General features: G+C 70.3%; 20 protein-coding genes. 7 read left to right on the forward strand and 13 right to left on the reverse strand.

What is annotated here, in order from left to right:
* Positions 1-8: 8 nt before the first annotated feature.
* Genes C6Y14_RS02345 through C6Y14_RS02360 form a run of 4 tightly spaced genes read right to left on the reverse strand, consistent with a single transcriptional unit; the run spans position 9 to position 4,528 of the window.
* Entirely contained in the window at positions 9-1,502 is a 1,494-nt protein-coding gene (locus C6Y14_RS02345; protein ID WP_107014714.1) for a carboxylesterase/lipase family protein, read from the reverse strand.
* Positions 1,499-2,797 (reverse strand): amidohydrolase family protein, encoded by a 1,299-nt coding sequence (locus tag C6Y14_RS02350; protein ID WP_107014715.1) that lies wholly within the window; start codon positions 2,795-2,797, stop codon positions 1,499-1,501. Before C6Y14_RS02350 ends, C6Y14_RS02345 begins: the two co-directional genes overlap by 4 nt.
* Positions 2,794-3,651 carry a fumarylacetoacetate hydrolase family protein gene (locus tag C6Y14_RS02355; protein WP_107014716.1) on the reverse strand — a complete coding sequence of 286 codons (858 nt, stop codon included), beginning with the start codon at positions 3,649-3,651 and terminating at the stop codon, positions 2,794-2,796. The genes C6Y14_RS02350 and C6Y14_RS02355 overlap by 4 nt, the downstream gene beginning before the upstream one ends.
* Positions 3,652-3,655: 4 nt before the next feature.
* Positions 3,656-4,528: a fumarylacetoacetate hydrolase family protein gene (locus C6Y14_RS02360; protein ID WP_107014717.1), complete on the reverse strand. Its 873-nt coding sequence runs from the start codon at positions 4,526-4,528 to the stop codon at positions 3,656-3,658.
* Positions 4,529-4,636: 108 nt separating this feature from the next.
* Between C6Y14_RS02360 and C6Y14_RS02365 the strand changes: the two genes are divergently transcribed.
* Complete coding sequence (locus tag C6Y14_RS02365) at positions 4,637-5,428, forward strand: SDR family NAD(P)-dependent oxidoreductase (protein WP_107014718.1); 792 nt, start codon at positions 4,637-4,639, stop codon at positions 5,426-5,428.
* A 100-nt stretch (positions 5,429-5,528) separates the two neighbouring features.
* Complete coding sequence (locus C6Y14_RS02370; RefSeq protein WP_107014719.1) at positions 5,529-6,308, forward strand: SDR family NAD(P)-dependent oxidoreductase; 780 nt, start codon at positions 5,529-5,531, stop codon at positions 6,306-6,308.
* 66 nt (positions 6,309-6,374) lie between these two features.
* On the opposite strand, the gene C6Y14_RS02375 is transcribed toward C6Y14_RS02370, so the two are convergent.
* From C6Y14_RS02375 to C6Y14_RS02385, 3 genes are all read right to left on the reverse strand, one after another.
* Positions 6,375-7,709 carry an NAD-dependent succinate-semialdehyde dehydrogenase gene (locus tag C6Y14_RS02375; protein WP_107014720.1) on the reverse strand — a complete coding sequence of 445 codons (1,335 nt, stop codon included), beginning with the start codon at positions 7,707-7,709 and terminating at the stop codon, positions 6,375-6,377.
* An 83-nt stretch (positions 7,710-7,792) separates the two neighbouring features.
* On the reverse strand, positions 7,793-8,884 hold the full coding sequence (locus C6Y14_RS02380; RefSeq protein WP_107015153.1) for an alcohol dehydrogenase catalytic domain-containing protein: 1,092 nt from the start codon (positions 8,882-8,884) through the stop codon (positions 7,793-7,795).
* Between the two features lie 38 nt (positions 8,885-8,922).
* Complete coding sequence (locus C6Y14_RS02385; RefSeq protein WP_107014721.1) at positions 8,923-10,419, reverse strand: APC family permease; 1,497 nt, start codon at positions 10,417-10,419, stop codon at positions 8,923-8,925.
* A 215-nt stretch (positions 10,420-10,634) separates the two neighbouring features.
* Between C6Y14_RS02385 and C6Y14_RS02390 the strand changes: the two genes are divergently transcribed.
* Complete coding sequence (locus tag C6Y14_RS02390) at positions 10,635-11,309, forward strand: TetR/AcrR family transcriptional regulator (RefSeq protein ID WP_107014722.1); 675 nt, start codon at positions 10,635-10,637, stop codon at positions 11,307-11,309.
* 71 nt (positions 11,310-11,380) lie between these two features.
* On the opposite strand, the gene C6Y14_RS02395 is transcribed toward C6Y14_RS02390, so the two are convergent.
* The gene (locus C6Y14_RS02395; RefSeq protein WP_107014723.1) at positions 11,381-11,830 is read right to left on the reverse strand and encodes a DoxX family protein; all 450 of its coding nucleotides are present in this window, start codon (positions 11,828-11,830) and stop codon (positions 11,381-11,383) included.
* Positions 11,831-12,122: 292 nt separating this feature from the next.
* On the opposite strand from C6Y14_RS02395, the gene C6Y14_RS02405 reads away from it, so the two are divergent.
* The 3 genes from C6Y14_RS02405 to C6Y14_RS44430 all read left to right on the forward strand — a co-directional run bounded on the left by C6Y14_RS02405 (position 12,123) and on the right by C6Y14_RS44430 (position 13,999).
* Complete coding sequence (locus C6Y14_RS02405) at positions 12,123-12,575, forward strand: MerR family transcriptional regulator (protein WP_107014725.1); 453 nt, start codon at positions 12,123-12,125, stop codon at positions 12,573-12,575.
* 76 nt (positions 12,576-12,651) lie between these two features.
* Positions 12,652-13,731 carry an NAD-dependent epimerase/dehydratase family protein gene (locus tag C6Y14_RS02410; RefSeq protein ID WP_107014726.1) on the forward strand — a complete coding sequence of 360 codons (1,080 nt, stop codon included), beginning with the start codon at positions 12,652-12,654 and terminating at the stop codon, positions 13,729-13,731.
* A 91-nt stretch (positions 13,732-13,822) separates the two neighbouring features.
* Complete coding sequence (locus C6Y14_RS44430; RefSeq protein WP_199854599.1) at positions 13,823-13,999, forward strand: hypothetical protein; 177 nt, start codon at positions 13,823-13,825, stop codon at positions 13,997-13,999.
* 60 nt (positions 14,000-14,059) lie between these two features.
* Here C6Y14_RS44430 and C6Y14_RS02415 read toward each other — a convergent pair whose 3' ends face one another.
* Positions 14,060-14,566: a CGNR zinc finger domain-containing protein gene (locus C6Y14_RS02415; protein ID WP_107015154.1), complete on the reverse strand. Its 507-nt coding sequence runs from the start codon at positions 14,564-14,566 to the stop codon at positions 14,060-14,062.
* 108 nt (positions 14,567-14,674) lie between these two features.
* Between C6Y14_RS02415 and C6Y14_RS02420 the strand changes: the two genes are divergently transcribed.
* On the forward strand, positions 14,675-15,541 hold the full coding sequence (locus C6Y14_RS02420) for an alpha/beta fold hydrolase (protein WP_107014727.1): 867 nt from the start codon (positions 14,675-14,677) through the stop codon (positions 15,539-15,541).
* A gap of 23 nt (positions 15,542-15,564) precedes the next feature.
* Here the strand turns inward: C6Y14_RS02420 and C6Y14_RS02425 are convergent, their stop codons facing one another.
* The 4 genes from C6Y14_RS02425 to C6Y14_RS02440 all read right to left on the reverse strand — a co-directional run bounded on the left by C6Y14_RS02425 (position 15,565) and on the right by C6Y14_RS02440 (position 20,447).
* Positions 15,565-16,989: a glucoamylase family protein gene (locus C6Y14_RS02425; RefSeq protein ID WP_107014728.1), complete on the reverse strand. Its 1,425-nt coding sequence runs from the start codon at positions 16,987-16,989 to the stop codon at positions 15,565-15,567.
* A 183-nt stretch (positions 16,990-17,172) separates the two neighbouring features.
* Entirely contained in the window at positions 17,173-18,375 is a 1,203-nt protein-coding gene (locus tag C6Y14_RS02430; RefSeq protein WP_107014729.1) for a glycoside hydrolase family 1 protein, read from the reverse strand.
* Positions 18,376-18,564: 189 nt separating this feature from the next.
* Positions 18,565-19,470, reverse strand: coding sequence for a carbohydrate ABC transporter permease (locus C6Y14_RS02435; RefSeq protein ID WP_107014730.1), 906 nt, complete (start codon positions 19,468-19,470; stop codon positions 18,565-18,567).
* Positions 19,467-20,447, reverse strand: coding sequence for a carbohydrate ABC transporter permease (locus C6Y14_RS02440; RefSeq protein WP_107014731.1), 981 nt, complete (start codon positions 20,445-20,447; stop codon positions 19,467-19,469). The genes C6Y14_RS02435 and C6Y14_RS02440 overlap by 4 nt, the downstream gene beginning before the upstream one ends.
* Between the last annotated feature and the right edge of the window lie 23 nt (positions 20,448-20,470).

The raw sequence follows: 20,470 nt of genomic DNA on the forward strand, positions 1-20,470 counted from the left end.
AGTCTCCGTCACGTGGGCGGGGCGGGCCGACGCAGGACGTCCTGGCGCACGGTGTCGCCGAAGAACAGGGCGGGTGAGGTGTCGGGGCCGGTGAACCGGGGCCAGGGCGGCAGGTCCGCACCACTCGCACCACCCCGATCACCCGGATCACCCGGATCACCCGGATCACCCGTGGTGACGAAGCGCGCCCAGGTGTCGGCCATCAGCGCGGCCAGGCGCCGGTCGGTGTCCTCCCAGGGCCAGTCGGGCCGCCGGTCAAGGTTGTCGAGTACGTAAGGGAGTTCGGCGGTGTGGTAGACGCCCAGGTCAACCATGGTGGCCTGCTCGGCCAAGCCCGGCGGCAGCGGAGGCCGCCGGTCGAACCGGTACATCCACGTCGGCGTACCCGTGGCGGCGTGGGCCCTCGCCCACTGCCACACGGGTCCCACGAACCGGGCGTCGCCCACGGCCCCGGCGTCGGAACGCTGGGCCGCGGAGGCGTACACCGTGCCCTCGTCGCGGTTGGTGCCCACCAGCAGCGGGACCCGGTGCTGGCGACCCGTGTCGAAGACGTCGTCGGTCGGTTCGGTGAGGATCCTGCCGTCGACGACGGGCCCGAACTGACCGCGCACGACGAGTTCCACTCCGGAGATCCGGCGCAGCCCGTCGATGTCCCGGCCGCCGAACTCTTCCGCGTAGGCCAGTCCCCGTTTCTGGGCCTCGTCCTGCCCGGGCAGCGGACCCTCCGCCCGGCCGACGCCTGAAGCACTCTGTCCGAGGGCCGCCCGGAACAGGGGACGGGCCGCCGGCGCGGCCATCAGGTGGCAGATGTGGGCGGCGCCCGCGGAGTTGCCCGCGAGGGTGACCCGGTCGGGGTCGCCGCCGAAGGCCGCGATGTGTGTACGGACCCAGGTGAGGGCGGCGGCGATGTCGAGGAGGCCGTAGTTCCCGGAGGCGTCCAGGTCGTCCTCGGCGGCCAGGCCGGGGTGGGCGAGGAAGCCGAGGGCGCCGAGCCGGTGGTTGAGGGTGACGAACACGAGGCCCCGGCCGGCGAGGGCGCGGCCGTCGTGGATGTCCTGGGAGCCGTGTCCGTAGCGGTTGCCGCCGCCGTGGATCCACACCATGACGGGCAGACCACCCGCGCTCGGCGCCGGATCGGGTGTCCACACATTGAGGTGGAGGCAGTCCTCGCTCATCACCAGCGCGCGCCGGTCGGCGAAGTTGGTGCGGTACATGACCGAGTCGCTGGGCGGCTGCGGCTGCAGGGGCGCCGGGCCGAACGTCTCGGCCCTTCGCTCGCCGTCCCAGGAGGATGGGGGCCGGGGTGGCCGCCAGCGCAGGTCGCCGACGGGGGGTGCGGCGAAGGGGATGCCTCGGAAGACGGCGACCTGGCCGTCCCACTCCCCCACCAGCCGTCCGGCGCCGGTGCGCGCCCTGGGGGCGCCGGCGCCTCCGGCCCGTACCCGCGCGGCGCCTGCGGCCGTCTCCTTCACCCGGGGCTCGCTGCCCCGCGAGCCGCTCACGCCGGTGCCTTGTACAGCGAGCCGTTCTTCATGATCGCCAGGAGTCGGTGACGGTCCTGGAGGATGCTGATGTCGGCCAGCGGATCGCCGTCGACCAGGACCAGGTCGGCGAGGAACCCTTCCCTGATCAGGCCGAGTTCGTCGCCCATGCCCATCACCTGGCCGCCGTACCCGGTGGCCGCGCGCAGTGCCTCGGCCGGGGTGAAGCCGAACCAGTCGACGAAGAGTTGCAGGTCCCGGGCGTTGCGGCCGACCGGGTTCCAGGCGAAGCCGTAGTCGCCGCCCGGGACGACTCGGATCCCGCGCCGGACGAGTTCGGGGACGACCTCCCGGACCGCCTTGTGCGTGGCCTCGACCTCCATGCCGGGCTCGGGCTCGCTGTCGGCCTCGTGCAGGTTGGCGTGGATGATGCCGGGGGTCGGCGCCACGAACAGCCGGTCGCGCGCCGCCTCCAGCAGATCGAGGGCTTCCTCGTCGGCGAAGGTGCAGTGGTAGACCGCGCGGATGCCGTGGCGTACGGCCATTTTGATCGACTCGGCCGCGTGGGCGTGGGCCGTCAGCCACACGCCGCGCTCACGGGCGGCCGCCGCGGCCGCCGCGACCTCCTCCTCGGTGAACTGCACGATCCGTGAGGTGCCCTGGACCACGGCGCTCTCGCCCGACAGCGACAACTTGACGATGTCGACACCCAGGTCCGCCATCTCCCCGACGAAACGGCTCACCGACTCGGGGTCGGAGGCCCGGCCTTCGATGCCCGGGAAGTCGTACACCCCCGGTTCGACCATCCCTGCGGTGCCTTCCCAGGAGGCCGCCTTGAAGCGCGGTCCCGGCATCCATCCCTCGTCGAACGCCTTGCGGGCGGCCGTCTCGGTACGCGGCAGACGGTTGCCCCCGGAGTACGCGCTGGTGAAGCCCTGGTCCAGCAGGACGCGGCCCGCGTGCGCCACCAGCAGGGCCTTCTCCTCGTCGGGCTCGTCCCGGCGGCGGGAGCGGTGCTCGACGGTGGAACCGAAACCGAGGTGGGTGTGGGAGTCGACCAGGCCGGGGATCAGGGTGCCGCCACCGCCGTCCACGATCCGCGCCCCGGCCCGGCCGGTGGCCGGGATCCGGGAGGCGACGGCGGTGATGCGCTCGCCCTCGACGAGGACCTCGGCGGGGAAGGGGTCCCGCCCCGTTCCGTCGAAGACCCGGACTCCGGTGAAAACGGTGCCGTCACTGATCCTGTCGCCGGTCCAGTTGCCGGTCCTGGCACTCGTCCTGGCACTCGTCCTGTCGCTCGTCCTGTCGTCGCTCATGGTGCGCTCCTGAAGGTGTGCCGCATCTCGCCCAGCCCGCCGATTCTGCTGACCAGGGTGTCACCGGGACCTATGAAGCGCTGGGGGGTGCGGCGGTTGCCGACGCCCGCGGGGGTTCCGGTGAAGATCAGGTCGCCGGGGCGCAGCGGGCAGATCGCGCTGAGGTGGGCGACCAGCCGTGGCACCGGGAAGATCATGTTCGAGGTGCGGTCGTGCTGCACTCTCTCCCCGTTCAGTTCACAGGTCAGTTCCAGGTCGTCGCGGTCGGCCGGTTCGTCGACACCGACCAGGGCGGGCCCCACCGGGCCGAAGCCGGGGAAGGACTTGCCGAGCGAGAACTGGGCTGGGCGGCCGGCGAGTTGGACGATCCGCTCGGACAGGTCCTGTCCCACGGTGAGCGCGACGACCGGGTCCCAGCCGTCCCCCTCCGGCACCCGGTAGGCGTCGCGGCCGATGACGGCGACCATCTCCAGCTCCCAGTCGACATGACCGGGCGGCAGGTCGACGGTGTCGTACGGGCCGGTGAGGCAGCTGGGGAACTTGGTGAACACCAGTGGCTCGGCCGGCTCCTCGTACCCCGCTTCCGCCGTGTGCGGGCGGTAGTTGAGGGCGACGGCGAAGATCTGGCGCGGCTCGGGGACGGGTGCGCGCAGGTCGGACTCCTTGTACGGGACGGCCGTAGCCGGGTCGACGCCGGCGGACCAGCGCAGCAGGGCGTCCCACTGGTCGAAGAGGGCGGCCGGGTCGGAATCGAAGCCGCCGACAGACACGTCGACGGCGCCACCGGCTCCGCTGCCGTCACCGCCCTCGCCGGTCAACAGGGCGAGTCGACCCGCGAGGTTGGCGATCCGCATGGCCTCACACCCACTGTTCCGCGGGCGGCTCGGGCGTGCCGTACGCGTCCTGCCAGGAGACGACCCGGTTGCGCAGCACGCCCAGGCGCTCGATCTCGGCCTCGACCACGTCCCCGGGCCTGAGGTAGTTGGCGAAGGGGTCCTCGGTGCTCGCCGCGACTCCGGCGATGGTGCCCGTGGTGATGATGTCGCCCGCGCTGTAGGTCTGCGGTGAGTGGTAGGCGACCAGTTGAGGGATCGACACCGACATCCGGGAGGTGTTCGACTTCTGCCGTATGTCGCCGTTGACACGCAGTTCCATGTCGAGGTCGTGCGGGTCGCCGATCTCGTCCGCGGTCACGATGTAGGGGCCGATCGGGCAGAAGGTGTCGATGGCCTTGGAGAAGGAGAAGACACCTGACTCCATCTCCTTGCGCTGGATGTCGCGCGCGGTGATGTCGTTGAAGACCAGATAGCCGCCGATGTGTTCGAGGGCCTGCTCGGCGGTGAAGAACTTGCCCGGTCTGCCGATGACGACGGCGAGTTCGAGCTCGTAGTCCAGCTCCTGGGTCAGGTTGGCGGGGTACACGATCGACTCGTCGTGGCCGATGATCGCGTCCACGTTCTGGAAGAACACGATGCCCTTGTTGACCGGGTGCGACCAGTCGACCCGTACCAGGTCCTCGTGGTGCTCCCGGAAGTTGCCGGCCGTGTGGAAGAACTTCCTGGGCACGATCGGGGCGCGCAGCCGGACGTCCGCGAGTGGATACGTCCGCCCGGTCTCGGCGACCTGACCGTCACGCTCGAAGAACACCCGGGTCGACGGAACGTCCAGCTCGATCACCGTGTCGCCGTCCAGGCGGCCCACGAGTCCGTCGTCGAACGTCACCAGTTTCATCTGACCTCCTCGTAACTGTCGACACTCAGCCTCCATTATTTCGGTGTTGACGTCAACAGTGGTGTCAAGTGTGGACACATTGAACGAAGGTCGATTACGGTCCGGAGCATGAAGACGACGTGGAACTTCACCGGCACCCGCGCGCTCGTGGCCGGTGCGGGCGGGATCGGCTCCGCCGTGATCGACGCCCTGGCGGACGCGGGCGCGGACGTGGTCGTGCTGGACCGGGACGCCGGACAACTGGCCGAGGTCACACGCACGGGCGGTACCAGGGATGCCGGCGGTACGGGCGGTTCACTCGGCGCCGGCGGCACCGTGCGCGGCCTGAGCGTCGACCTCACCTCCGCCGACGCCTGCCATGACGCGGTCACGGACGCCGTCGGATTCCTGGGCGGTCTCGACGTGTTCGTGCACGCCGTCGGCACCAACGACCGCAGGCCCGTCCTGGAGACGCCCGACGAGGTCTGGGAACGCCTCGTCGCCATCAACCTCAGCAGCGGCTTCTGGCTGGGCCGGGCCGTCGGCAACGTCATGGTTCCAGGCGGCCACGGCCGCGTCGTCTACCTCTCCTCCGTCTCCGGACTGCTGGCCCACCGCGACCACGCGCCGTACGCGGCGACCAAGGGCGGCATCAACCAGCTCATGCGGGTCATGGCCCGGGAGTGGGCGCCCCACGGTGTCACCGTCAACGCGGTCGCCCCCGGCTACACCGAGACCGACCTGACCCGCGCCTACCTCGCCGAGCCGGGCATGCGGGCGTCGATGGAGGCGCTGGTGCCCGCCGGACGACTGGGCCGCCCGGAGGATCTGGTCGGTCCCGTCCTGTTCCTCTCCTCCGCCGAGGCCGCTTTCATCACCGGACAGGTGCTGTACGCGGACGGCGGCCGGACCCTCGTCTGACGCACAGGTCACCCGACCGCCCGCACTCGTGAAGTCACGTCCCCGATGCGATACCGCGCCCACTCGTCACCCCATCCGCGCGACACCCCAAGGAGCCATCGTGACCACCTCCCAGCGATTCACCGACAAGACCGTGCTCGTCACCGGCGCCGGTACCGGATTCGGTGCCGAGATCGCCGTCCGGGCCGCCCAGGAGGGTGCCGATGTCGCGATCCACTACCGCAGTTCGCGGGCGGGCGCGGCGGCCACCGCCGAGCGCGTGACCGCGCTGGGCCGCAAAGCGGTGCTCGTCCAGGCCGACATAGCCGAGCACGAGCAGATCCGGCGGATGGCGGACGAGGTGTGGGAGGCGTTCGGCCGGCTCGACGTGGCGGTCAACAACGTCGGTGACGTGGCCCGCGAGCAGATGTCCTGGCGGGACCTCACCGAGGAGTCCGTCGACCATGTCCTCGCGGTCGACATCAAGGGCACGCTGCTGTGCACGCACGAGTTCGGCACGCGGATGCTGGAGCAGGAGGGAGGCGGCTCGATCGTCAACATCGGGTCGACGGTGGTGGCGCGGGGCAGCGCGCGGGCCCCTCAGTACGCTGCCGCGAAGTACGGGATCATCGGCTTGACGAAGTCGTACGCGCAGGCCTTCGCCCCCGCCGTCCGGGTCAACGTCTTCGCGCCCGGGTTCATCGAGACGACCGCGACGCTGGGTCGCGAGGACTGGAAGAACGGGCGCGGGGAGCAGCTGCGCAAGGCGACTCCGATGGGGCGCATCCCCGGCCCGGAGGAGCTGGCGGGGGCCGCGCTGTTCCTGGCCACGGCGGACGCGCACCACATCACCGGCGGCTTCCTGATCGCCGACGGCGGCTACAACATGATCGGCGCGTGACGGGAGGACGGCGCTTCTTCACCGAAGGCCGCCGCCCTCCCGTCACGGTTCACCGGTCGCGGTCGGCTACGCCACCGTGCGGATCAGCTTCTTGTTGACGAACTCCTCGATGCCCGGACGGCCCAGTTCGCGTCCGAAGCCCGAACGCTTGATGCCGCCGAAGGGCAGTTCGGCGCCCTCGGCACCGACACCGTTGACGAAGACCATGCCGGCCTCGATCCGGTCGGCGACCCGCGCGGCCTGGGCCGGGTCGGTGGTGAAGACATAGGAGCCGAGGCCGTACGGGGTGTCGTTGGCGATACGGACGGCGTCGTCCTCGTCGGCGGCCTTGAAGACCATGGCGACCGGGCCGAACAGTTCCTGGCGGGCCGCGGTGTCCTCGGTGGTGAGTCCGGTGAGGACACCGGCCGGGAAGTGGGCCCCTTCGCGCCGGCCGGTGCTGTGCAGGGTCGCGCCCTCGGCGACGGCCGCGTCGACCTGGCGGGCGAGGTTCTCGGCGGCGGCCACGGACGACAGGGGCGCGCCCGTCTCCCCGGCGAGGAGCCGTGCGCCGAACTTGTCGACGAACTCCTCGTACAGGCTCTCGACGACCACGAAACGCTTGGCCGCGTTGCAGGCCTGGCCGGTGTTGTCGAGCCGGGCGGCGACGGCGGAGTCGACGACGGCGTCGAGGTCGTCGGTGGACAGGACGACGAACGGGTCGGAGCCGCCGAGTTCGAGGACGACCTTCTTCAGGTGTCGGCCGGCGATCTCGGCGACGGCGGAGCCCGCCCTCTCCGAGCCGGTGAGCGAGACACCCTGGACGCGCGGGTCGGCGATCACGTCGGCGACCTGCTCGTTGGTCGCGTAGACGTTGACGTACGCCCCGGTCGGGAAGCCCGCCTCGGCGAACAGCTTCTCCAGCAGCGCGGCGGTGGCGGGGCACTGCGGGGCATGCTTGAGGACGATGGTGTTGCCGATCGCCAGGTTCGGGGCGGCGAAGCGGGCGACCTGATAGGCGGGGAAGTTCCACGGCATGATGCCGAGCAGGACACCCACCGGGCTGCGCCGGATGACGGCACTGCCCGCTCCGGACGTCACGTCGAGCGGTTCGTCGGCGAGGAACTCCTCGGCGTGGTCGGCGTAGTAGTGGTAGATCTCGGTGCAGAAACCGACCTCGCCCTCCGCCTCCGCGAGGGGCTTGCCCATCTCGCGGACGATGCTCGCGGCCAGTTCGTCCTGGTGCTCGGCGTGCAGGTCACCGAGCCTGCGCAGCAGCGCGGCCCGCTCGGCGACCGTACTGGAGCGGCCCCACACTGCAGCGGTGTGGGCGGTGTCGACAGCGGCCACGACCTGGGAGTCGGTGGCGGTCGGGTAGGTCTCGACGACCTCTGCGGTGGCCGGGTCCGTGACGGCGTACATGCTCTTCTCCAGGTGCTGCGTGGTGAGGGGCGGTCGGGGTGGTGGGCTGCGGCCGGCCCGCGTGTCACGGGCCGGCCGTACCGTCATGGTTCGAGGATCGTCCGCACCCCGGTGTTGGACCGGAGGTCGTCGAACGCGAGCGGTGCCTCCTTCAGGGGGCGGACCTTCCCGATCAGGTCGTCCAGCGGCAGGCGCCCGGCGAGGTGGAGACGGGCCAGCTTCGGGATGTCCAGCTCGCCGACGCTGGAACCATAATTGCAGCCAAGGATACGTTTGCCCTGGTCGGCGAGGTCGAAGAGGTCGAACGAGCCGGTCGCGCCGGTGGCCGCCATACCGACGAGGACGGCCGCGCCGCCGGAGGTGAGCATGGCAGGAAGCGTCTCGACGACCTTCGGGCTGCCGATCGCCTCGAAGGCGTAGTCCACTCCTCCGAGCTGGTCCTGGCACCAGGCGGCGACGTCGTCGCGCGCCCCGTCGAGGGTGTGGGTGGCGCCGAACCTCCGTGCCGCTTCGAGGCGTTCGGGCGAGAGGTCGACGGCGATGATCGGGTCGGCGCCGACCAGGGCGAGGCCCATCACCACGGAGAGCCCGACTCCGCCGGTGCCGATGACGACCGCGGACTCGCCGGGCCGTACGCCCGCGGTGTTCACGACCGCGCCGATCCCGGTGGTGATGGAACAGCCGAGCAAGGCACCGATACCGAAGGGGAGTTCGTCGGGAACCTTCACCGCTGCCGTCTCCGGGACGACCAGCCGGTCGGTGAAGGCGCCGAGGCCCAGGTAGGGCCAGACCGCCTCGCCGTCGGCGTCGGTGAAGGGGGTCGTGCCGTCGGGGAGGGTGTTGGCGACGGCCTTGGTGCCGGTGCACAGCCAGCCCTGACCTGCCACGCACTTGCGGCAGCGTCGGCACGGCGCGAACCAGGACAGCACCACATGGTCGCCGGGCCGCACGGAGGTGACACCGGCGCCGACCCCGGTGACCACGCCCGCCGCCTCGTGCCCGAGGACGAGCGGGCGCTCGGTGGGCCAGTCGCCGGACACGATGTGCAGGTCCGAGTGGCACACACCGGCGGCGCGGACCTCGATCTCGACCTCGCCGGGACCTGCGGCGCGCAGGGTGACCTCGCGCGTACCGAGGCCCGCCTCGGGGTCGAAGACGATGGCGGTGGAGGACACGGCTGGGGAGGACACAGCTGGGGAGGACTTCGACGGCATCAGGACGCCTTCACTTCTTCTGCGGTCGGGCCGTCGGTGGCCGGACGCGGGGCGAGCTTGGTGTGGGGCCTGGCGACCACGACGTACACGAGGCCGATGACGAACAGGGCGGAGAAGACCAGGATCACGGCCCAGACCTGCATCCAGCTGCCGCCGACGGGAGCGAGTTCGGTACGCGGCCAGGCGATGTTGACCGCTTCGAACAGCAGCCACAGGACGGCAAGCACGTTGACGACGAGCCCGGTACGGCCGAGCCGCAGCTGACCCGCTGCGGGGTTCCAGCGTCCGGAGAGCCGGGCGACGAGGGCCACCACCGCGACCGCCAGGAAGACGAAGTAGAAGCCGCCGGAGCCGAACGCGATCAGGGTGGCCGCCGCGTTGCCGTTCAGGCCCAGCAGCAGGCCGAGCCCGGCAAGGACGGCGGTCGCGATGAGGGAGACGTACGGGATCTGGCGGGGGCCGACGGTCGCGAGCGTCGTGGAGAAGGGGAGCTGGCGGTCGCGGGCGAAGGCGTAGACGGCGCGGCCGATGTAGGTCTGGATGGAGATGGCGCACGCGAAGAACGCGATCAGGACGACGACGATGAACGGCTTCTCGCTCCAGCCGCCGAGGCCCTGGGTCACGGCCTCGAAGACGGGGTCGACGATCGCGCCGGAGACGGCGTCCTCGGGGCGGCGCAGCGCGAGTGTCACCGCGAGGCCGGTCAGCAGGACGGTGAAGGCGACGAAGAGGTAGGCGCGCAGCAGGGCGCGGGGCACGCTGCGGCGGGGCTGTTCGGTCTCCTCGGCCACCTGCGTGGTCGCGTCGAAGCCGAGGAAGGCCCAGCCGGCGACCGCGAGGCAGGTCAGCAGGCCGGCCGTGACGGAGCCGCCGGAGACGTCCTGCGCGCCCAGGGTCTCGAAGAGGATCCCGAAACCGTTGTGCCGCACGAAGAGCAGGAGGATCAGGCTCACCGCGATGGAGGCGACGCCCTCGGCGATGATGCCGGCGTTCAGGAAGTGCTTCACCGGGTTGACGCCGAGCAGGTTGATGCCGAGCGCGACGGCGACGAAGACCACGCCGAGGAGGACGTGCAGGGCGGGCGAGGGGACGCCGTCGCCGGCCAGCATGTACAGCCAGGTCGCGCCCAGGTAGGCCACGGTCGTCAGCGAGGCGACGGCCGAGGCGAGGTAGATCCACCCCACCAGCCAGCCCAGGCGTGGGCCGCCCAGTCGGCGCACCCACTGGTAGACGCCTCCCGTGATCGGGAACTGGGAGGACAGTTCGGCGTAGACCACGGCGACCAGCAGCTGGCCGAGGAAGGCCACGACGACCGCCCAGATCCAGGTGGGTCCCGCGAAGACGAAGCCCAGCTGGACGACGGCGTAGATGCCGACCACGGGTGAGATCGTCGCGAACCCGATCGCGAAGACGGCCCACGCGGACAGGGTCCGTTTCAGCTCCTGCTGATAGCCGTACTCGGCGAGTTCACCGGCATCGGTGCGGGGGTCGTCCACGTTCGTCTCCTGACACTTCCTGACGCTTCCTGACGGTGATGCGCGTGCGGGCGGCCGTCCGGCCTTCCTCGGTCCGTCGTGGCGTGACGCCAAGGGGTGTACGAGGGGCGGACGAGGGGCGGTTCTCGGACCGCGGCCGACGGTATTCGGACAGCAACGCTTATTGGGCGCATGACCAATTGCTTATTGGTCGCATACTCAATAACATTCGCGGCATGACGTCAAGAGGTCCGGGCAAGCGGGTCCGCAAGGCTCCCGCGGAGCGCCGCCACGAGATCGTCGCGGCTGCCGCGCAGGTCGGCCTCGTCGAGGGTCTGGAGTGCATCACCCTGCGCAGGGTCGCCGACGAGCTCGGCGTCCGGCCCGGACTCGTCGGCCACTACTTCCCGGCGGCCGACACCCTGGTGGCCGAGGCCTTCACGGCCGCCACCATGGCCGACCTGGACACCCTGCTGCCCGAGCGGCCGGACGGCTCCGGCGACCACTCCCGCGACGACTCCGGTGACGGCTCCGCGCGGGCGGTCCTGCGGCGGTTCTTCACACTGATGTCCAGCACCGAGTTCGACAACGTGAGCAGGCTCTGGCTCAACGCCCGGCACCTCTCGCGCTACCGCCCCGGGCTGCGCGAGCACGTCATCGCGCAGGAACTGCTGTGGTGCACGCGTATGGAGAGGGCGATCACGGCCGGTACGGAAGCAGGGGAGTTCGTCTGCGCCGACCCGCGGGCCACGGCCGTCCGCGTCCTGGTGGCTATCGACGGGGCCAGCGCCTACATCAACACCAGCGCCGAACAGCGCGGAGCCCCGATCACCCACTTGGCCAGGACCGTGGCGGAGGCCGAACTGGGTCTCGGGGCGGGGGCGTTGGAGCCGGCGGGCGAGTCCTCCTGAGGCGCGGCAGCACCCTGCGGGCTCTTGCAGGTGCTGCCGCGAAGGGTCAGGCGGTCAACAGAACCCCTCTGTCACCGGGATCCCCCGGTGACCGGCTCGGCGACGGGGCGCGTGGCCCGCTCGCGTCCTGCCAGGCGTTCCAGCGCGAAGGCGCCGGGGCCGAAGAACACGATGAGCAGGAATCCCCAGCAGAAGAGCACCGGGGCCAGCCCGCCGTTCTGCAGCGGGAAGAGGCCGTCCTGCTGGTGCTCCGTGAAGTACGCGAACGCCATGATCCCCGAGCTGAGGAACGCCGCGCCGCGGGTGACGACCCCGAGAAGCACCAACACGCCGCACACCAGCTCGATCACCCCGGCGTACCAGAAGGGCCAGTCGCCCGTCGGACTGGCCTTGCGGTCCAGCACCCCGAAGACCGTGGCAGCGCCCTCGCTGGTGAACAACAGGCCGAGCACCATACGGAACAGGCCCAGCACGAAGGGCTGGCGCGACGTCAGCCAGTCGCCGAGGCGCGAAGTGGTCATCAGAACTCCTCAAGAGTTGGTGAGCGACCGGTCGATGCTCGACCGGTCAGTATGTGATCGACGGAATGAGGGGGAAATGGACCACGGAGTCCGGGTCGCGTCCCTCAGTCGTCCGTACGTGCGCGGGGCGCCCCGGGTTCAACCGGATGCCGAGGTCGTGGGCCCCGTTCCGGCTCCCGTCCGCGCGACGGCCGGCGTGAGGGCCTTCGTGGCGGACTTCGTGCCGGCCGTCGCGGCGGGGCCGGTGTGGCGGGTTTGACTTGAAGCGCTTCAAGTAGCGGAGGCTACTCATATGTCAGCGACCAGACAGCAGACCGCGGACCTGACCATCCAGGAGATGGCCCGGCGCTCGGGCTTCGCCGAGTCCACGCTCCGCTACTACGAGAAGATCGGCCTCCTGGGCCCGGTCGCCCGCGACGAGTCCAGTGGCCATCGCCGGTACGGGCCCGCGACCGCGGACCGTGTCGAGGCACTGTCCTGCCTGCGTTCCGCAGGGATGACGGTCACCGGGATGCGGCGCTATCTGGACCTGCTCGCCCGAGGGGACTCCGCCGCGGCCGAACAGCGGGACCTGTTCGCCGGGCAGGCCGAGGTACTGGCCGCCGACATCGAACAGCTTCAGCTGCGTCTGACGTATCTGCGGCGCAAGGCGGACCTGTGGGACGCACGGGTCCGCGGGGACGCCGCCGCCGAGAAGCGGGCGGCCGAGGACGTCCTGCACGTGATGAACAGTTTCCGGTTCTGATGCTGGTTCTGCGCCCGAAGAGCGCAACTCAAGGATCAGCTGAGGGATCTACTCAAAGATTGAAGGATTGACGAGCATGAGCGCAGGAGATTTGAACGCCGCTCCCCAGCAACCCGGCACCGTACTCGTCACCGGCGGTACGGGACTCGTCGGCAGCCACTCGATCGCCCGGCTGTTGCGCGAGGGACACCGGGTCCGTGCGACGGTTCGGGAGCCGGGACAGGAGGCGCGGGTGCGTGCAGCGCTGGGCCGGGCCGGGGTCGATCCGGCGGACCGGCTGGGGTTCGCCGTCGCGGACCTCGGCTCGGACGCCGGGTGGGGAGCGGCCCTGGACGGCGTCGGCCACGTACTGCACCACGCCTCGCCTTTCCCGGTCAGGCCGCCGGAGACGGAGGACGAACTGATCCGGCCCGCTCGTGAAGGTGCGCTGCGGGTCGTCGCGGCGGCCCGGGAGGCCGGTGTGCCGCGGGTCGTGCTGACGTCCTCCTACGCCGCTGTCGGGTACACGCTGAAGCCCGACGACCGCTACTCGGAGACGGACTGGACCGACCCCGACACCGAGGGCCTGCCCGCCTACCACAAGTCGAAGGTCCTGGCCGAGCGCGCGGCCTGGGACTACGCCCGTACCCACGGTGACATCGAACTGACCGTCATCAACCCCACGGGCATCTTCGGTCCCCCGCTGGGCGACCGGCCGTCCGGTTCCGTCGGACTGGTCCAGGGCATGCTGACCGGGCAGATGCCGGTGGTGCCGGTCATGTACTTCGGCGTCGTGGACGTACGGGACGTCGTGGATCTGCATCTGCGTGCCATGCTGCACCCGAAGGCGGCGGGTGAACGTTTCATCGCCGTCGGCGGGCCGTCGATCAGCTTCTTCGACATGGCCGGGATCCTGCGCCGGCACTTCCCCGCCGCTGCCGATCTGCTGCCCGCCACGGAACTGACCGTCGAGCAGGTACGCGAGGCGGCGAAGACCGATCCGGCCCTGCGGGACGCCGCGACCCTGCGGGGCCGCATCCCCGTCATCAGCAACGAGAAGGCCCGTACGGTTCTGGGCTGGCAGCCGAGAGACGTCACCGAGACGATCGTGGCGACCGCGGACAGCCTGATCGAAGGCGGTCTGATCCTGCCGGCGGACGACGACCGCCGTCCCTGACGGGCTCGGTTCCCCGTGCTCCTGGCCCAGTTGTCCCGATTGCCGCGGTGACCCGGCTAGCCTGGGGGTTTCGCCATCGAGAGGAGCCGCCATGCCGGAGGAACCCACACCGGGAGGCCCGTTGGGCACAGCGATGCGGAAGGTGACGTTCCCGGACGGGTCGCGCGGGATCATCCTGGTGAAGGCGGGCACCTCGCAGGAGGAAGCGGATCTGCAGGCGGCACGGGTGTGGGCGGAACGGTCGGAGCGGGGCCAGGCCGACAGCTAGGACCACGTGTCCGGGCCGCATCTGAGGCGAAGTTCCTCATGCGCGCCGCGACTCGGAGCACTACTCGGGTCCGGAGATCTCCCGTGTACGAGCCTGGTGCCGACGGGCCTTGAGCCGGTTCCCGCAGGTCTTCATCGAGCACCACCGTGCGGTGTTGGCACGGCTGCGGTCCAGGAGGAAGAGTCGGCATTCCGGGTTCTCGCACGGCCGCAGCCGGCCGGGCATACGCTCGCTGACGTCCGCCCACGCGAGGACTAGTTCCGCGGCGAGCCGCCGTTCCGAGGGCGCCTCCAGGTGCCACTCGATGCCCGACGCGCCGGGCCGAGGAACCTTGTGGACGCCTGCGAGGAGCTCACTCAGCCGGGTCTCCGCCGCCGTGGCCGACGCCATCGCCTGAAGCGCGTCCCGGGCTGTACGCAGCCACTGGCGCTCCTCGTCGCCGCCGCGGCCCCCGTGCTCCCGCGCCCATCTGTCCAGCTCCTGATCGGCACGCCACAGGTCCTGGCGTCTGCCGTCCACGACAGGGGTGCTGTTCAGCGCCTGCATCAGGGCCTGATCGTCCAGCACGGCTCCCACCTCACCCACTAACTCCATTGAGACGTTTGACAGGTTACCCCGAACACGGTCTACTTGACGCCGAGGGGTAACCGTCATGAACCATCGAAGGGGTTAGTCATGGTCGAGATCCGCCATCAGTACGCGACAGTGCGGGGACATCGCGTCTTCTACCGCGAGGCAGGCCCCCGCGAGGCCCCCACCCTCGTGCTGCTGCATGGATTCCCCACCAGTTCGAGGATGTTCCGCCACCTCATCCCGGCGCTGGCCGACCGGTTCCATGTCATCGCCCCCGACCACCTCGGCTTCGGCAACTCCGACGCTCCGCCCGTGGACGCGTTCACCTACACCTTCGACTCCCTGACCGACATCACCGAAGCCCTCCTGGACCAGCTGGGCGTCAACAGCTACGCCGTGTACGTCCAGGACTACGGCGCACCCATCGGGTGGCGGCTGGCCCTGCGCAACCCGGACGCGATCACCGCGGTGATCAGCCAGAACGGCAACGCCTACGAGGACGGTTTCGTCCCGGATTTCTGGAAGCCCGTGCGGGCGTACTGGGACAGTCCGGGGCCGGAGACCGAACCAGCCGTACGAGCCGCCCTCTCCCTCGACGCCATCCGCTGGCAGTACCTGCACGGAGTGGACCGCCCCGAACTGGTCGATCCCGACACCTGGACCGCCGACCACCGCGAGGTCAACCGACCGGGCAACGACCGCGTACAGCTCGCCCTGTTCGGCGACTACGCCACCAATCCGCCGCTCTATCCCCAGCTGCACGCCTACTTCCGGGAGAGCCGGGTCCCCCTTCTCGCGGTCTGGGGCGCGGGCGACGAGATCTTCGGCCCGGACGGCGCGCGCGCCTTCGCCCGGGATCTGCCGGACGCGGAGATCCACCTGATACCCGGCGGCGGCCACTTCCTGCTCGAAAGCCACCTGGACACCGTAACCGGGTACATCCGCGGATTCCTGACCGCCACCGGTTGAGGGCGGGCCGTGGACCGGGGTTCTCAGATCGAGAACCGCTCCTTGCGCAGCAGCGGACGCACCCGGGAGGTGAAGCCCGCCGTGCGGAACGGTGTCTGGAGCAGGCCGGGACGCAGGTGCTGGGCGATGGCCGCGGTGATCATGCCTTGGTCCAGGGCGAGTACGTGGTCGCTCACGCGGCCGGTCGCCACATCGACCGAGTCGCGGAAACCGTAACGGTCGTCGTAGGCGCCGAAGGCACGGTCCAGGGCGCGGAGGTTGGCGAGCGCCTCCGCCGGGGCCTGAGGCAGGGCGAGGAAGGAGGCGTGCGGGGTGACCACACCCAGGGAGTTGTAGCCGTCCTCCTGCATACCGATGGCGTCGACGCCGTACTCCCGGTAGCCGCCGGCGGGTACGGAGGCCGGGGAGAACCCCCAGTAGCCCAGGTCCTCCTCGATCAGGCCGTGCTCGATATGACTGCGGACGTAACGCCGGTGGGTGGTGCCCCAGGAACGCGGGGACCACTCGGACTCGGGCACGAACAGCGGGACCATCAGCGCCTCGAACATGGAACCGCCCCAGGTGGGGACGAGGTCCCGGCCGCGGTAGGTGTAGTGGCCCTCCCACACGCGTACGCCGTCGATCTCTACGTACTCACCCTGCGGTTCCTGCTCCTGGCCCATGCCGGGCAGCATGGTGCGGAGCAGGTGCCAGTAGTGCTCGGTGGGCAGTGAGCCGTCGGCGATCCCGAGGTAACTGGCCATCCGGGGTTCGGTGTTGAGGGCACCGTAGTGGTGGCCCGTGGGTTCGCCCTTTCCCGGCTTGTCCGGCCAGAAGCCGCCGCGCAGCTGGCCCGGACCGGCGACGGGGTCGGCCGGGTCGTAGGGGGTGTAGTAGTACGACCAGTCGGCGTCGGCGAGGAGGGCGGCGATGCGGGGTCGTAGTTCGGGGGCGGCGTCCGCGGCGATCCGCAGGCCGGTCACCAGCCACGCGTTGTCGACACTGGACAGGAAGGGCCGTATCGGGTCGCCGGTCTCCGGCCAGGCCGTCAGCAGTGCACCGTCGTGCGCGTCGTACCAGTTGAACCACATCCCGTGTGCGCGCTCCAGGCGTTCCACGGCGGCGACGGTGCGGGCCAGGCGACGGTGCATGGTGGCTGCGGAGATGACGCCGAGTCCGGCGGCCGCGACGGTGGACCACAGGCCGCAGCCGATGTTGGTCGGTGAGGTCTGCGCGGACGGTACGGGCGTCCCGCCGCCACTGACGTCGATCTTGTCGGCGGCCAGGCCGAGTTCGGTCGTCATGGCCTCCATCGAGCGGTGGGTCGCGGCGAACCAGTCGCGCAACAGGCGGCGTTCGGTGTCGGTCCGGCCGCTCGGGGCGGCGTGGGCCGTTCCGATGAGGGAGGTGGCACATGTGGCTGCGGCGGTGGTGGTCGCTGCGGCGGTCAGGAAGCTACGACGGTTCATGCGGCTCTGGCTCCTCTGCGGTGAGCAGGCAGGCGGAAGGGTGCGTGTCCGTGGTGCTGAGCGGGCGGTTCAGGGGTGAGGCAATGGAACGGGGGGTGGCGCAGTGAAGTGGGGATGGAGCTGGGGGTGGGGCGGGAGCCGGCCGGTGTCAGGTGCCGGCCGGCTCCCGGTCAGGGGGTGCGGTCAGACCGTGGTGCGCGGCAGGACGCGGTCGCGGCCGAGACCGCCGAGCCACACGGCGGACGGCTTCGCCGTGCGCTCGAAGGTGTGCGGGTCCACGGCGATGAGCCCGAAGGTCGGCTTGAACGAGCCCCATTCGTAGTTGTCGAGGGCGCTCCACGCAAGGTAGCCCCGCACGTTCAGGCCGTCCTCGATCGCGGCGGCGACCTCGCCGAGGGCGCCGGTGTAGTAGTCGACACGACGGCTGTCGTCCGAGGCGGCGATCCCGTTCTCGGTGACGATCAGCGGGGTGCCGTCGCCGATGACCTCGGCGGTGTGACGCAGCGCGTACCCGACGGCGGCCGGGTAGTACTCCCACTGCGTGAGGGTGCGCTCGACGTCGTCGGGCGCCGGGACGGGCCCGGTCTCGGCGATCTTGGTACGGGTATAGGACTGCACGCCGATCCAGTCGTCGCCGCGGGCGGCCTCGATGAAGACGTCCTCGCGGGGGTGGCGGTAGTCGGCGGTGACCTGCTCGGCGCCGGGCAGGGCCTGGTAGACCTGGTTGGCGATGGTCCAGCCGACCTGGATGTCGGGATGGCCCGCGCGGATGACCTTGACGGCCGCGTGGTGGGCGGCGACGACCGCGCGGGTGGTCTCCTCGTCGGGGGTGGGCAGACCGGCGGGCGGGAAGCCCTGGTTCCCGGTCTTGGCGAGCCCCGCCATGACGGCGATCATGTTCGGCTCGTTGATGGTGCACACATGCCGGACGCCGTCGGCGATGACGGGCGCGCACTCCTCGACGTACCGCGCGAAGAGCTCGACCGCGCCGTCGGCGGTCCAGCCGCCGAAGTCCTCGAACCACTGCGGGACGGTGAAGTGGTGCAGGGTGACCATCGGGCGCAGCCCGCGGGCGAGGGCGCCTTCGACCATCCGGCGGTAGTGGGCGATCTCGGCGCGCGAGAAGGTGCCGCGGACCGGTTCGATACGGGCCCACTCGATGCTGAACCGGTAGTCGGTGAAGCCCAGTTCGGCGAGCAGGTCCATGTCCTGCTCCCAGCGGTGATAGCTGTCGCAGGCGTCCAGGCTGGGCTCGGCGATCCCGGCCGCGGGGTCGTGCTCCTTGCGCCACCAGTCGCTGTTGACGTTGTTGCCCTCGATCTGGTGGGCGGCGGTGGAGGCGCCCCACAGGAAGCCGTCGGGGAAGCGGGTGGTGGAGTACGTCATCGTCCGTTTCTGTCTTTCTGGTGTGGGGGTGGGAGCGGGAGTGGCTGTGAGGGGGCGGCGCGTTGGTGGGATGGCGGTCCGGCCCGGGGTTCGGCAGCCCAGGGGTCGGCGAAGGGACCGCGCGACCGGCGGGTGCGGGAGGCCGTGTGGACCGGGCCCGAAGGGGCGGGTGCCGGCAGCCCGGCGGGGCTACTTCAGGCCCGCCGTCGCGATGCCCTGGGTGAAGTGCCGTTGCAGAACGGCGAACACGGCCAGCACCGGCAGTACGACGAGGAGAGAGCCGGCCATCAGCATGCCGTTGCCGCCACCGACCGTGCGGTTGGGATCGTTGGCGAACGTCGCGAGCGCCACCGGCAGCGTGTACTTGTCCGGGTCGTTCGTGGCGATCAGGGGCCAGATGAAGTTGTTCCAGGAACCGAGGAAGGTGAAGATCGTCAGCGTCGCGAGGGCGGGCTTGACCAGCGGAATCACGATCCGCCAGAAGATGTACCACTCCCCCGCGCCGTCGAGGCGGGCCGCCTCCAGCAGCTCGTCGGGCACGGACTGCATGAACTGGCGCATGAGGAACACCCCGAACGCGCCGGCCGCGAAGGGCAGGACCAGTCCGGCGTACGTGTCGATGAGGCCGAGGCCGTTCATCAGCACGTACAGCGGCAGGATCATGAGGTTGCCGGGGACCATCAGGGCGGCCAGCACGAGCGCGAAGACCTTGGAGCGCCCGGTGAAGTCGAGCTTGGCCAGCGCGTAGCCCAGCATGGAGCAGAACAGCAGATTGCTGACGGTCACCAGGACGGCCACGATCAGCGAGTTCAGGAAGTACTGAGGCATGTCGAGCTGGTCGAGCAGCGAGGTGAAGTTGTCCAGCGTCCAGCGCGAGGGGATCCACACGGGCGGGTTCGCCGTGAGGTCCTGCTTCGTCTTGAACGCGGACAGCGCCATCCACAGGAACGGGGCGGCCATCACCAGCAGGGCGACCGAGGCGATCACGTACAGCAGCGGGGTGCGTCCCCGGCCGGTGCGGCGGCGGGCCGGGCGAGCCGGGTGGACCGGGTCGGCCGGGGCCTTGGGGGACGTCTCGGCGGTCTCGGCGGTCATCGGGTGTTGTCCTTCAGCAGTCGGAGCTGGAGCACCGTGATGCCCATGATCACGACGAACAGGACGTACGCCATGGCGCTGGCATAGCCCATGTGGAAGAAGTTGAAGCCCTCGCGGTACATGTCGAGCGACACGGTCAGCGTGGAGTCGGAGGGGCCACCCTGGGTCATCACGAAGGGCTCCTCGAAGACGTTCAGGTAGCCGATGGTGGTGATGACCGTGGCGTACAGCAGGGTGGGCCGCAGCAGGGGGATCGTGATGCCGCGCAGTTCCTGCCAGGCTCCGGCGCCGTCGAGGCGGGCCGCCTCGCGGACGTCCGTGGGGATCGCCTGCAGTCCGGCGATGCACAGGACCATGACGGTGCCCAGGTTGCGCCAGACCGCCATGGCGATCAGGGACGGCATCGCCCAGGTCTCCGAGCCGAGGAAGTCCGGTGCGGTCAGGCCGACTTCGGAGGCGAGGGAGGCGATCAGCCCGTCGGACGGGTCGAGCACGAAGCGCCAGACGACGGCCACGGCGACGATGGTCGTGACGACCGGCGCGTAGAAGCCGACGCGGAACAGGGTGCGGGCGCGGTGGATGCCGTTGTTCAGCAGGATCGCCGCGAGCAGTCCGAGGACGATGGTCGCGGGTACGCCGACGACCACGAAGTAGCCGGTGTTGAACAGGGCCTTGAGGAACTTGTCGTCCTGGAACAGCCGGGTGTAGTTGTCCAGGCCGACGAACTCCGCCTCCAGCGGCCGGGTGACGTTCCGGGCCCCGAAGTCGGTGAAGCTCATCAGGAGGGTGGCGACGATCGGGAAGAGCATGAAGACGCCGAACAGCACCAGGAACGGTGTGGAGAACAGCCATCCGGTCAGGTTGTGCTTGCTGAGCGAGCGGTTGGCGCGGCGCTTGCGTCCGGCCTTGCCTCCGCCGTGCGGGCTCTTGTCGACGGCCGCCGCCTGCGGGGCGGCCGGTCCTGTGGTGAGGGACATGGGGGGACTTTCTCCTACGGCCT

Origin of the sequence: Streptomyces dioscori (genome assembly GCF_003024195.1) — a bacterium.
GTDB classification, from domain to species: domain Bacteria; phylum Actinomycetota; class Actinomycetes; order Streptomycetales; family Streptomycetaceae; genus Streptomyces; species Streptomyces dioscori.

What these genes read in the sequence shown, in the direction of transcription:
- C6Y14_RS02435 (WP_107014730.1), bottom strand. Translation starts at nt 19,470, where the DNA reads ATGACCGCCGAGACCGCCGAGACGTCCCCCAAGGCCCCGGCCGACCCG.
- C6Y14_RS02365 (WP_107014718.1), top strand. Translation starts at nt 4,637, where the DNA reads ATGAAGACGACGTGGAACTTCACCGGCACCCGCGCGCTCGTGGCCGGT.
- C6Y14_RS02405 (WP_107014725.1), top strand. Translation starts at nt 12,123, where the DNA reads ATGTCAGCGACCAGACAGCAGACCGCGGACCTGACCATCCAGGAGATG.
- C6Y14_RS02440 (WP_107014731.1), bottom strand. Translation starts at nt 20,447, where the DNA reads ATGTCCCTCACCACAGGACCGGCCGCCCCGCAGGCGGCGGCCGTCGAC.
- C6Y14_RS02395 (WP_107014723.1), bottom strand. Translation starts at nt 11,830, where the DNA reads ATGACCACTTCGCGCCTCGGCGACTGGCTGACGTCGCGCCAGCCCTTC.
- C6Y14_RS02375 (WP_107014720.1), bottom strand. Translation starts at nt 7,709, where the DNA reads ATGTACGCCGTCACGGACCCGGCCACCGCAGAGGTCGTCGAGACCTAC.
- C6Y14_RS44430 (WP_199854599.1), top strand. Translation starts at nt 13,823, where the DNA reads ATGCCGGAGGAACCCACACCGGGAGGCCCGTTGGGCACAGCGATGCGG.
- C6Y14_RS02355 (WP_107014716.1), bottom strand. Translation starts at nt 3,651, where the DNA reads ATGCGGATCGCCAACCTCGCGGGTCGACTCGCCCTGTTGACCGGCGAG.
- C6Y14_RS02430 (WP_107014729.1), bottom strand. Translation starts at nt 18,375, where the DNA reads ATGACGTACTCCACCACCCGCTTCCCCGACGGCTTCCTGTGGGGCGCC.
- C6Y14_RS02425 (WP_107014728.1), bottom strand. Translation starts at nt 16,989, where the DNA reads ATGAACCGTCGTAGCTTCCTGACCGCCGCAGCGACCACCACCGCCGCA.
- C6Y14_RS02360 (WP_107014717.1), bottom strand. Translation starts at nt 4,528, where the DNA reads ATGAAACTGGTGACGTTCGACGACGGACTCGTGGGCCGCCTGGACGGC.
- C6Y14_RS02410 (WP_107014726.1), top strand. Translation starts at nt 12,652, where the DNA reads ATGAGCGCAGGAGATTTGAACGCCGCTCCCCAGCAACCCGGCACCGTA.
- C6Y14_RS02420 (WP_107014727.1), top strand. Translation starts at nt 14,675, where the DNA reads ATGGTCGAGATCCGCCATCAGTACGCGACAGTGCGGGGACATCGCGTC.
- C6Y14_RS02390 (WP_107014722.1), top strand. Translation starts at nt 10,635, where the DNA reads ATGACGTCAAGAGGTCCGGGCAAGCGGGTCCGCAAGGCTCCCGCGGAG.
- C6Y14_RS02350 (WP_107014715.1), bottom strand. Translation starts at nt 2,797, where the DNA reads ATGAGCGACGACAGGACGAGCGACAGGACGAGTGCCAGGACGAGTGCC.